This is a genomic window from Maribacter sp. PR66, from assembly GCF_028464205.1.
Taxonomy (GTDB): Bacteria; Bacteroidota; Bacteroidia; order Flavobacteriales; family Flavobacteriaceae; genus Maribacter; species Maribacter flavus.
Window position 1 is genome coordinate 247,815 of the sequence record NZ_JAQPCH010000004.1, and the last position, 13,060, is coordinate 260,874.

At 46.9% G+C, this 13,060-nt stretch carries 6 protein-coding genes; 4 read left to right on the plus strand and 2 right to left on the minus strand.

Going from position 1 to position 13,060, the window contains the following annotated elements:
• Positions 1-122: 122 nt before the first annotated feature.
• The gene (locus PP181_RS10045) at positions 123-3,149 is read right to left on the minus strand and encodes a WD40/YVTN/BNR-like repeat-containing protein (protein ID WP_272636985.1); all 3,027 of its coding nucleotides are present in this window, start codon (positions 3,147-3,149) and stop codon (positions 123-125) included.
• 218 nt (positions 3,150-3,367) lie between these two features.
• Entirely contained in the window at positions 3,368-5,248 is a 1,881-nt protein-coding gene (locus PP181_RS10050; protein ID WP_272636986.1) for a CocE/NonD family hydrolase, read from the minus strand.
• Positions 5,249-5,503: 255 nt separating this feature from the next.
• Here PP181_RS10050 and PP181_RS10055 point away from each other — a divergent pair, with 255 nt between their 5' ends.
• The 4 genes from PP181_RS10055 to PP181_RS10070 all read left to right on the plus strand — a co-directional run bounded on the left by PP181_RS10055 (position 5,504) and on the right by PP181_RS10070 (position 12,933).
• Positions 5,504-6,244 (plus strand): SDR family oxidoreductase, encoded by a 741-nt coding sequence (locus PP181_RS10055; RefSeq protein ID WP_272636987.1) that lies wholly within the window; start codon positions 5,504-5,506, stop codon positions 6,242-6,244.
• A 22-nt stretch (positions 6,245-6,266) separates the two neighbouring features.
• Positions 6,267-7,664, plus strand: a complete 1,398-nt coding sequence (locus PP181_RS10060; protein WP_272636988.1) for an NAD-dependent succinate-semialdehyde dehydrogenase — start codon at positions 6,267-6,269, stop codon at positions 7,662-7,664.
• 578 nt (positions 7,665-8,242) lie between these two features.
• Positions 8,243-9,241, plus strand: coding sequence for an NADP-dependent oxidoreductase (locus PP181_RS10065; RefSeq protein ID WP_272637014.1), 999 nt, complete (start codon positions 8,243-8,245; stop codon positions 9,239-9,241).
• Between the two features lie 416 nt (positions 9,242-9,657).
• A complete protein-coding gene (locus PP181_RS10070) occupies positions 9,658-12,933 on the plus strand; it encodes a sensor histidine kinase (RefSeq protein ID WP_272636989.1) in 3,276 nt (1,091 codons plus the stop codon).
• Positions 12,934-13,060: the final 127 nt, after the last annotated feature.

Here is a 13,060-nt window from a genome sequence, read left to right on the forward strand (position 1 = left end):
CCATCATGAACGCATCGTCAATACGTGGCAATAGCATAATAACCGGGCCAAACCCCATGATTTTTTTAACAACCCCATAAAACGAATTACAACCAACTACAAGCAGGCTGTTTTCATGCTATCTATTTATACTTCGATTCCCAAAGCGCTTCCATCTCCCCCACACGTGTATGCAATTTTGCTGCGGCTTGCTCTGTAGCGACCGTGGGTCGGGCATCCGATTTTTGCAAGACATTGAGCAGATACAGCAATTTGGATTGCAGTCCGACTAGCGTTTCGTCCTCCAGCTCCGACACATAAATACTTCCATAAATCAAATCGCCATCCTCCGGGGCGCCTTCGCCTCGAAAGGCCATCAACTTTTCCTTCTTCTTACCTTTTGCCGAGCTGGCGTCAATCACTTCCCGAATCTCCTGCAATCTTCCGTAATCGGTGTAGGTCTGCAGGGACAGGTCGGCCTGGAGGGCCAAGGCTTCCTCGCTCATTTCGGAACGGGGATCCAGTTTTACCGTGATGTCCTTTTCCAAAGTTCTCCCATCGACCTTCAATTGCACTTTATACGTTCCCGGAGCTACAAAAGGGCCTTCGGGTCCGCTAGGCGTATCGTATTGCACGGCCGCAATGGCAAAGGCACGATTGGCCCCCTGCGGCTCCTTGTAACGTAAATTCCATACAAATCGGTGGTGGCCGGGTTCGCCCGACAATCCTTTAAACGGACGTATCCAATACGTGGGATGCTGCATTTTAGTCGTATCCAAGACTTCCGCCCTATCATCACTCGAAAAGCTATTGACCAATGCTCCTTCCGAATCCAATATGTTGAGCTCCACCTTTTGGGCATCGGCACCCAAATAATAATCGATTAGGGCCCCATCCGGCGGATTCTCTCCCGTAGGTTCCTCCGGGGGTAACGGCGTGTCGCTAAACATATTGAACCGTACCCGGTAGGCATCGCTGGGCGAAAACAAATAGGCGTTTTGGCCGGAGAGGCTGGCCAATTCCCGCAGCGGACTCACATTGTCCAAAATCCAAATGGAGCGACCGTGCGTACCGATGACCAGATCATTTTCATGCACCACCAAATCCCGAATGGAAGATGCGGGCATATTCATTCTTAGGGACTGCCAAGAGGCCCCATCATCGGCCGAAAAATAGACCTCACGCTCCGTTCCGGCATACAGTAAGCCTTGTTGTTTCGGGTCTTCGCGCACCACGTTGACCGGTCCGGAGGGATTCATCCCGCTAACGACTTCTTCCCAAGTTTCCCCAAAGTCATGGGTCTTGTAAATATGGGGTTGCATATCATCCTTCCGTATGGCATTCACTGCCACATAAGCTGTTCCCGCATCAAAATGCCCGGCATCGATCTGTGAAATTTTATCCCAAGAGGTTATCGAGGCCGGTGTTACGTTGGTCCAGGTTTTGCCCCCATCCCGGGTCAGCTGAATGAGGCCATCGTCCGTACCCGCCCAAATAATGTCTTTGTCCAAGGGCGAAGGTCCAATGGCGTACACAATGGCACGTTGCGGCATGTTTTCCATCGCATCGGTTTTGTAATCGCCGACACTGGCCGGCACTTCGGGTCGGGCTCTTGTGAGGTCGCCACTGATCTGTTCCCAATGCTGTCCCCCATCTTGGGTTTTCCAGATTACATTCGTACCGAACAACAACATACTGTCATCGGCCGGATGAAACAACAAGGGCATCGTACGCAGGTATCGGAAATCCCGGGAACGCAACACTTCGGGACCTACATATTGCGACTGCCCCGTTTTTTTATTGAATCGAATCACGCGACCTCCATAAACGATGTTGTTATCCAAAGGGTCCGGAGCGACATAGGCATATTCATCGGCACCCACGCCCATAAATTCCCGAAACGAGATCTGGCCCCCATTGCTCCTACTGGCAATGCCAATGGCCCCACTTTCCTGTTGGCCGCCGTAGACCCAATACGGAAATTGGTTGTCCGTGGTCACATGATACAATTGTGACGTGGGCTGGTTGTACCACGAGCTCCACGTGTCACCCCCATTTACGGTAATGACCGCTCCCTGATCGGCAGCGAAAAGCATGATTTCCGGATGCAGGGGATTGATCCATATCCGGTGGTAATCGTCCCCGCCCGGGGCGCCTTTGATGGAGGTCCATGTTTTTCCGCCATCCAGAGATTTGTACGAGGCAATATTGCCTACGAAAACTGTATTTTCATCCTTGGGATGCACCTTAATTTCGGCAAAGTCACTGCCCCGGCCCCAGAGTCGGTTTTCCGTGGTGACCAGGCTCCAGCTTTCGCCGGCATCGGCACTGGTATAGACCCCGCCCTTTTCCCGGGCATCTACTGTGGCATACATGCGTTTGGAATTGCTGGCCGATAGCGCCACCCCTACCCTACCCAGGCCCTCTTCCGCTCCGGGGAGTCCGTTGGTTAGTTGTCGCCAGGTGTCCCCGCCATCGGTGGATTTGTAGAGTCCGCTGTTAGGTCCGGAAAATTTGGCGTTCTCCCAAGGGCCTTCCTGATGTTCCCACATGGCGGCGAACAGGATGTTGGGATTATTGGGGTCGAGCTCCACTTGGATGGCCCCGGTATTTTCGTTGATGTACAAAGTTTTATTCCATGTTTTTCCGCCGTCTACCGACTTAAAAATGCCCCGCATTGCATTGGCCCCGTACGGATGGCCCAATCCGGCGACATAGACGATATCCGGATTGGTGGGGTGAACGATGACCCGACTCACCTGCTGCACATCTTCCAGCCCGATATGTTCCCAGCTTTTACCGCCATTGGTGGATTTGAACATCCCGTCCCCTACAGCCAGGTCCGGCCGGTGCAGCCCTTCGCCGGTACCGACATAAATAACATTGGGGTCCGAGGGCGAAACCGCCAAATCTCCCACGGAACCTGTGGGCACGTCATCAAAAATGGGATTCCAGGTACGGCCATAATCATCCGTTTTCCATACCCCGCCATTGTTCACCCCAATAAAGAATACATTGGGTTGGGAAGGCACGCCCATCGCCCCCACGGTCCTCCCGCCCCTGAAAGGCCCGATCATTCGATACTCCAAATCTTGGTAATTGGATGGGTCTATTTGTGAAAAGCATAGGCTCGTAAAGAGGAAACTCAAACAAAAAAGGGATGTTCTCATGGTAGCGGTCATTTAATGGTCTCTATTATATCGAATATTTTTTTATTGGCAGCACCAAAGGGTATAATCCTCCGAGGCTTGCCTCGAAATTAAAAATTTGTTTCCTGCGAATGCCTCGTGGCTTGCCCCAAGGTAGTTTACTTGGTTACTGCAAATTTCCTTACAAAACGTCCTGCAATTCCCCATCTTCCAAGGCTCTTGAATACATTTTTTTGGGACTACTTACGTATGGGCAAGCGAATCTGTGAAGGATACGCTTTGGAGTGGTGGATCTTGTTGGTAGCCACCACACCTTCGGATTCATCGTAATTGTCGCCCCCGGTATTCAAATTACGGGCAAAACGCGGGAAATTACTGCTCGATACTTCAATACGAATGCGATGTCCTTTCTCAAAATAGTTGCTGGTGGCCATTGGTGTAAGGTCGATTTTGTACACTTCGCCCTCTTGCATAAAAACCTCTTTGTCGTACCCCTCGCGAAAACGCGCACGCTGAATGGTCTCGTCCAAGTTATAGGCCCTGCCATCCGGATAGACATCGATCAGTTTGATCGTAAAATCCGTATCCTTGACATCGGAAGAAACATAAAGGGTAGATTCGATAAAACCGGTCACCTCTACGCCTTCCTGCAACACATCGGTGGTGTAGACCAGTATATCATCACGCTCCTCCATCACCTGCTGGTCAAAGGCGCCTCCTTGGACCGCATTGCCCGTACAACAGACGTTGCCGCCATAGGAGGTTACGGGATTCATAGGGTCGTACACAAAAGTATCCGGTTGGTCTTTGGAGGGTTTTTTTCTGGAAAGCGTTCCATTGCCCTTCCAGGTATTGGCCGCCCCGTCACTATTTAGATAATAGGTCGTCATTTTACTATCCTTAGGGGGCCATTGCTCGGCGGTTTGCCAGATATTCTTCCCCATGGTGTAATATTGCACCCTGGGTGTTTTCTCCTTAAAATCGTTGTTTTCGCCTTTCAGCCAAAGGTCCCACCAGGCATAGATCTGTTCGTCATAGTTCAGACGGGCATCACCAACGCTACGCTCCCCTACGATGGTATTTTCCGTTGCGCGGGTATAGGCGCAGTGCAATGTTGGGGCGATGACCATATATTGATTGTCCCGTATTTCAGGGTCTTTGGCATTGTTCCGAACATGATTGAAGAGCGCCAAATTGGGCGTGATGCTCACATCGTACCAAGAAGCGAACCAAAAACTAGGGGTACCTATTTCCATATCGTCATGATAGAGTCCGCCCGTATACCAATCCGGATGGTTGGGTTTGCGGCGTACCATTTTATCAAAAACCTCCTTCTTCCCTTGCATGTTCTTTAGGATATCCTGAATGGGCAAGTGTTGTAGGGCCTCGGACATATCCACCGGCGGATTCTCGGGTGCCAAATCGTAAAATCGTGAAATACGAATCAGGTCTTCCTGGGTCGCGCCTTCCGGGATGCGGGGTTTGAACTTGTCATGCTCTACACCGTATAGCCAGGAAAAAAACAACAGCTGCTCTACCCCACCGCGGTACCAATTGCCCTGCTCCAGGATATCGCCCACGCGACCCACCCCGGCACCATAGCCTTGGGGCACCATCGCGGCATGCGCCGGATGGTCCAAAGCGGCCACGGCCATTTGCCATTCTGCGGTACTGGAACAGCCATAGGTGCCGATTTTCCCATTGGACCAGGGTTGGTCCTTCATCCAGCTAAAGGCATCATAGCCATCCGTAAGGGGAACGCCCAGAATATCCCACTCCCCTTCCGAAAAATAGCGGCCCCGCTCGTTCTGTACCACATAGGCATAGCCTCGTTTTACGGCCTCGTAGGCCCTTTCCGCCGTTCTGGTCTTCTGCTCCCCATCGCCCCAGGAATTAAAGTTATAGGGCGTTCTGGAGAAAATGATGGGTACCTTTTCATTGGTCTTGGGGCGATAGATGTCCGTTGCGAGGCGAATACCATCGCGCATGGGCATCATGACCTTTTGGTCGATGATGGCAATTTCTTCTAATTTTTTGAGGATGGTATCGTCTTCCTGGGCCTTGGAAACGGTAGTGAAGACAAGGAGGAATACGAGGAGATAGGAATACGCATGTTTCATAAAGATGTGCTGGATTAGTTACCTTCTAAAAATAACTAAAATCCTCCAAAAAGCGATTTAAAGGGAGTTAAACATAACATGGCAAGACCGGATTGTTTCGTCTCTTTGTGGTGCCCATTCGCCTTAATAGGACACTGCCTTAACCCTAAAAACCATAAAGCGCGCTCCATAGCGAACCCGTCAATCCTTCATCCTTTATGGTCAAGGAAATCCATCAATCAGGCTTACATTGAATGGAAATAAAAAAAGAACACGATGAATTTAGAAAACAAAGTAATATTAGTTACGGGAGCCTCAAGCGGGATTGGAAAAGCGGCCGCCCATAAGTTGACGGAACACGGTGCCAAAGTGGTCCTTATGGCACGGAGTGAAGATGAACTCAACGATTTAAAATCCAACATAGAAGCCAAAGGCGGTACAGCCTTGGTCGTGGCAGGGGATGTCACCAAAATGGACCATTTTGAAAATGCGGTTTCCCAGGCTAAGTCGGAATACGGAACCGTAAACGCCCTGATCAACAATGCAGGTCTTATGCCCCTCTCCTTTGTAGAAAAACTGAAGACCGATGAATGGGAAAAAATGGTGGACGTGAACATTAAGGGTGTACTGAACGGCGTGGCCGCAGTACTACCGGAACTAAAAGCCAATAAAGACGGTCATATCATTAATATTTCGTCCATGGCCGCACACCGATACTTTCCGGGCGGCGCGGTGTATTGCGCCACCAAGGCCGCAGTAAAGATGTTTTCCGAAGGCTTGCGCCAAGAACTGGCCCCAAAATACGGCATCAACGTGACTTCCATAGAACCGGGTGCGGTAGCGACCAATCTTACGGATACCATTACCGATGAAGATATCATGGAGAAAATGAAGGAGATGCAACAAATGGACACCTTGGAAGCCGAGGATATTGCAGATGCCATTTACTACGCCCTTTCCCAACCGGAGCGTGTAAACATCAACGATGTGTACCTGGTACCCAGCGAACAAAAGTAATTCACTAAAAAAACAGAAAGTAATGGCAACGACAACAACAGATAAAACATTTAAAACGATCAATCCGGCGAACGGGAAACCCCTCACCACGCATACCTTAATGACGGATGAACAGGTGGCCGACACCATTCAAAAATCGCACGAGGCCTTTAAAAAATGGAAATTCAAATCCGTTGAGGAACGTGGCAAAATCATTTCCGCCATTGGGGAGGAACTACAGAATTATAAAAAGGAACTGGCCGACATGATGACCTCCGAAATGGGGAAACTCCTGAAGCAAAGCGAACAGGAAATAGACCTATGTAGTGCCATTTGCAGCTTTTCCGCCAAAAATGCTCCGGACGCACTCAAAAGCGAGGAACGCGAAATTTCCGATGGTGGCAGAGGCATCATCACCTACGCGCCTTTGGGCGTTATTTATGGGATTCAACCCTGGAACTATCCGGCCTATCAGGTCATTCGCTATACCATTGCCAATTTAATGGCGGGGAACAGTGTGTTGCTGAAACATGCCGAAAATGTGACCGGAACGGCCAAACTCCTGAAATCGATATTCGATACGGCGGGATTGCCGGAGGGACTGTTCAATGTGTTGGTGATTACCCACGATCAATCGGACACCATCATAGAGCATGAATTGGTGCGGGGCGTTACCCTGACGGGAAGTCCGGGAGCCGGAAAGAAAATTGGGGAAAAAGCCGGTGGCGAACTGAAGAAAATGGTGTTGGAGCTGGGTAGTAACGATGCCTACCTTATTTTGGACGATGCCGATATTGATTTGGCCGTGGAAAAATGTATCCAAGGACGTATCTATAACAACGGGGAAACCTGTATTGCCGCGAAACGCTTTATTGCGACCGAAGCGGTGTATGACGAGTTCCGCGAGAAGTTCGTAAAAGGGATGAAGGCCCTGAAATTAGGCGACCCAACCGATTCGGAAACGGATTTAGGTCCCATGGCGCGAAAGGATCTTCGGGAAAAATTGCACGAACAGGTACAGAAAAGTGTACAGCACGGCGCCGAAATCCTCTGTGGTGGGAAACTGCCCGAGGGCGACGGATTTTATTATCCAGCGACCGTTTTGGTTCAGGTAAGCGAAGGGCAACCGGCGTATGACGATGAGTTGTTCGGCCCGGTAGCTTCGTTGATCAAGGCCAAGGACAATGAAGATGCGATGCGCATTGCCAACGATAGCCGATTCGGACTCGGAGGCGGAATCTTCTCCAAAAATGTGGACAAGGCGGTGGAAATGGCCAGCAAATATTTTGATACCGGAATGGTATTTATCAACTCCTTTGGCTTGGCCGAACCCAATATGCCTTTCGGAGGTGTCAAGAATTCGGGTTACGGACGCGAACATGGAGGATTCGGGATGAAGGAATTCGTAAATGCGAAGTCCATCATGATCGGGGACGCATAAGGAAAGCAGTATCATAGGTCTGTAAAAGATATAGACGAAAGCAAGGGGTAATCGGACGGTTGCCCCTTATTTGCCTAATAAAGACCGGATGAACCGATTACTTGTAAAGGAAGAACATAACCTCTACCTTGGAGATACCTTAAAATTGCTAAAAACCCGTTGTGCATTTTGAACCTGTCATCTTGATCAAAGGGTCAGTTCGAGCTATTGGAAAAAAATTTCGTTGAAATGTGAATGACATTTTTTTGAACGGAATGGTTAGATTTCAATGGTGGTTCCATGCTTATAAATTAGAGTCGGAATTGTCAGTTGAAAATCAGCAATAATGAACGAAGGGTTGGAAGTGCGGTGCGTTAGCACAACGCATGTAAACCCGATAGTGAATGGTGTTTAGCAATTGCCTATTTTCAACTTGATTTTTTTGCTTCGTTTTTTTATCAAGAAAAAAATGAAGAGAAAGGCCCAAAGGAGCCTGCCCTGAGCGAAGAGGATGGGTCCTCCTCGATACACTCGAAGGGATACTTTTTATTTAAAATTTTTAAAATACATACGAAGTTACGTAACACAAAAACGATATGATGATACAAACAATAAACCTAAAAAAGCGTCCGGTAGGGACCCCTACCCTGGAAAACTTTGAACTTACGGAATCCGAGAACGACCTTACGATAAAGGACGGCGAAGTGCTTTTGGAAACCAAATACCTTTCCGTGGACCCATATTTACGGGGACGGATGAGCGATGCCAAATCCTATGTCCCGCCCTTTGAAGTGGGAGAACCTATTAATTCCGGCATCATTGCAGAGGTTATCGAATCTAAAAATGAAAACTTTAAAAAAGGCGACTTTGTGCGGGACCGATTGGATTGGAAAACGGTACAGGTTTCCGATGGCGAAAACCTTCAAAAAGTGGACCCGGATAAAGCACCCTTGAGTGCCTATTTGGGTATTGTGGGCATGACGGGATTAACGGCCTATTTGGGGCTGCATGAAATCGGAAAACCGAAAAAAGGGGAAACCTTGATCGTATCCGGTGCCGCAGGTGCCGTGGGTAGTGTTGTGGGGCAAATCGGGAAAATCTTGGGCCTTACGGTCATTGGCATTGCCGGTTCCGATGAAAAGGTGGAACTGTTGAAATCCGAATTCGGTTTTGACCGAGGCATCAATTATAAAACTACGGACGATATGAAAGCCGCCATCAAGGAGGCCGCACCCAACGGTGTGGATATCTATTTTGACAATGTGGGCGGGGAGATTTCCGATGCAGTGCTCTTCAGCATCAACAAGTTCGCCAGAACCATCAATTGCGGGGCGATATCGGTCTATAACAATACCGAAACACCGACCGGGGTGAGCGTACAGCCGTTTTTGATCAAGAACAGTGCCTTGATGCAGGGCTTTATCGTTTCCAATTACTCCGATAAATTCCCCGAAGCCATGGAGCAGTTGTCCACATGGTTGGGTGAGGAAAAATTGACCTATCGTGAAACGATTGTGGAAGGATTTGAAAATACCCCACAGGCCTTTTTGGACATGATGGATGGCAAGAAAAAAGGAAAAATGATCGTAAAAGTTTAATTGCCTGTCCCCTGAGCGGCTTGTACTGAGCGGAGTCGAGGTAAGTCGAAGGGGAATCAGGAATAAAAATGTGATATGTCTCCCCCAGTGACCCGTACCGAGCCTTTCGTTTTGCTGCGCAAGGTGCGTTCAAAAAAACATATATTCTTTTCACCCAATGCTCAAAGTAAACCAAAGTCGAGGTAAACCGCAGGGGTTTTTCACTTCTAAAAGAGACAAAACAACATCAAGGTACAGTGTGGTATTTACGCTTCATGTTACAAGCTAAAACCTTCATTTTATGACGAATACCCAAATTATATTTTGTCAATAGCAATCATTTCACAACATATAACCCAGGGTTGGCAACATAATTTTTATACTAAGAAATTAAACCTTTTCTTTGAAAGTAAAATACTACAATTTAGATTTCAGTAATGAAAAGAACTGCCCTCTCCATGGTGACGGCCAACGTACTCCTAGTACTAGGGACTTACTTTTCATTCTCCCAATCCAATTTGGATTCCTTGAATTTTATACCGATCAAAGCACCTATATCCCAAAATACGGTCACCGAGATATTTGAGGATAAACACGGTTTTCTCTGGGTCGGGACCACCAAGGGCATCAATAGGTACGACGGTAGCGATTTTAAAGTTTTTGAAGAATCAGGTGATAGTACTATGGGCTTGACTCATGGCCATATTGAATATATATATGAGGATCTGAAGGGAACGTTGTTGATCGGCACCAGCAGAGGGCTTAACTTGTATGATGAGAAGCTAGCGGTCATTCGGCCCTATCCATTCCAAACGGAAGGCGGGAAAATACAGAGCGAGCATATCATGGTCATCAAAAACATTCAGGAATCCCTATGGTTGGGAACCTCTGAGCATGGTCTGTATCGTTATCATACCAAAACAGGAAAGACTAGGCATTTGGAGTTTCCGAAGTCGGAACAGGACAAACCGAACAACAACCGAATTATTGAAATATTTCCGTTGGCCAACCAGGACTATTTCATCGTAACGGAGGGCAAAAGCTACATTATCGATGAAGCGTTGACCATAAAGCAGGAAATCGATAACCTACAGAACACAAGCAGTGCCCTACAAATAGGTGCCTCCCAATTTTTTCTTGGTATGCGGAATGGGGAACTCCTAATTTATAACTTAAAAGAGGGCTCATTTACCGCCGAGAACCCGATTATGGTCAGTCAAGGCCACGCCCTATTGGCCATGGAACAAGATGATTGTGGTAATGTCTGGTTGGGTACGGAGAATGGCGGACTGTCCCTCTACCAGCTAGCCAACGGTACAATATCCAATACGAAACTGGATTATAAAAATCCAAGTTCCATACCCAATAATTCCATTTGGTCGCTACATAAAACACGAAATGGTGTCATGTACCTGGGCACCTACAAGAAAGGAATCAGCTTTTACGACAGGAATTACTACAAATTTCAAAAAATAGCGGCAAACCCTTTTGACCGGAATTCACTGAGCAATAATATCGTTACGTCCTTCGCAGAGGACGAAAATGGCGGGTTATGGATTGGAACGGACGGTGGCGGTCTCAATTATTGGGATAGGGAGGCCAACCGTTTTGAACAATTTTCCTTGGATGTGGGCAACTTGAACACCAACGTGGTGCTCACACTGACTTTTGATAAGGATAAATTATGGATCGGTACCTGGGGTACGGGTTTTACCATTTTTGATACGGCTACAAAAGCGTACGAAGTGTGGGATACGACGAACTCCTCTCTTTCCTCCAATAATATCATTGATCTTTTAAAGGATAGCAAGGGCAGGATATGGATTGCCAATTTTAGAGGAGGACTGCAAGTGTACCATCCAGATACGGAATTGTTCGAAGATATAGAACTGGAATCCGAAATCTATAGTGAAAAAATTTCCTCGGTAGCACGTTTATTGGAGGACGACGAAGGCACTATATGGGTAGGTACGGAAACCATGGGCGTCTTTAGGCTAATTGAGGAAAACGGTGCTTGGTCCCATGATCAATATCACAATTTGAGCGATACCAACTACCTGAGCGATAATTTTGTGAACGTGCTAACCCAAGATGATGATGGCAATATCTGGGTGGGCACGCAGGCGGGACTCAATAAATTTGACCCTGAAAACAACACTTTTACATCCATTACCAAAGCCGATGGATTGCTAAGCGATGCGATACGGGGATTGGTACAGGATGCAAATGGCTTTTTATGGATCAGCACGGATAAGGGCATTACCAGATATGAGGAAGAGACCGGCGAGTTTTTGGATTATGACATGTATGATGGCCTACAAGGTGATGAGTACAACTCCTCTGCCTTTTACAGGACTTTCAATTTTGATATCGTTTTTGGCGGCCCAAATGGGTTCAATATTTTCAATCCCAAACAGGCGGCAAAACAAACGGACGCCCCAGTAGTATTGCTGTCCGACCTTAAGATCTTCAATACATCCGTTCGCCCAAATGATCGTTTTGGGGTTTTGCAGGAAGACATCAACCAAGTGGATTCCATAACCCTCAGTCACAAACACTCGGTTTTCAATATTGAATTTAAAGCACTGACGTTAAAAGCGGCAGAAAAAGTGCGTTATGCCTATTATTTGGAAGGGTTTGAAAACAAATGGAACTATGTTGGAAACAAAACATCGGCCACCTACACCAACTTACATTCCGGGGATTACGTACTACACGTTAAATCCACAAATTCAGATGGGATCTGGAACGCCAATGAAAGGCTGCTTCACATACGCATTACTCCTCCCTTTTGGAAAACATGGTGGTTTGGCTTGATCTTGACCTGTTTTATATTAGGACTGATATATCTAATCCACTACATCCGCATCCGGAGCCTTAAAGCAAATCAATTAAAGCTGGAAAGAATGATTTCCGAACGTACCAAGGAGCTTCAAATCCAACAAAAAAAGCTACTAAAGGCCGCGGATGAGCTATCCCTTCAAAATGAGGAAATACAACGATTTACGTATTCGGTAACCCATGATTTAAAGAGCCCACTGAGTGGAATAAAGGGAATTGCGAACCTTATTCCAATGGATATAAATTTGGCCGAAAACCCCGATATGGAAAAATATCTTGAAATGATACATACCTCCTGTGATACCATGGGCGACCTAATTGGTGATTTGGGGAAAATGGCAAGAATTGGAAAAATAAAGAACGAAAATGATTTTTTGAATTCAAACGAAATCATCCAACTGGCACGTAATTTAGTTTGGGGTAAATTGGAGGTCAATCACATTGCATTGGAAATTCACGAAAACTTGCCCACTATTTACGCGGATAAAAACAGAATGATTCAGGTTTTTAGCAACCTCTTGGACAATGCCATAAAATATATGGGAAACCAAAACAAGCCATTGATTGTTGTTAAAGCTAAAAAAACTGAAAAGGAAGTAGAATTTCAGGTCATAGATAACGGATCGGGAATGGATAAAGAATCCTTAGGAAAATTGTTTTCTCCGTTTGAGCGATTTCACCCAAATGTTAAGGGAAGTGGTCTGGGCCTTTATATGACAAAACAAATTGTTGTGTCGCATGGTGGGGACATTAGGGCAGAATCCAGTGGAAAAGGAAAGGGAACTACCTTTTTTATAACGCTACCAAACACCAGACCGGGCATTGAAGATCGGCAAGAAACAAAAAGTTGGGATACAATAGCCTCCCTTTGATTGTACCAAGGAAGTAGCTCTTGGCCGTTTTAATATGTACATTTTAAAAACATTACATTTCAAGGGATGCCTGTTGACCTTTGATTCTAGGCAAGCTACTCCTTCATAGATTTGGGCACTACACTTA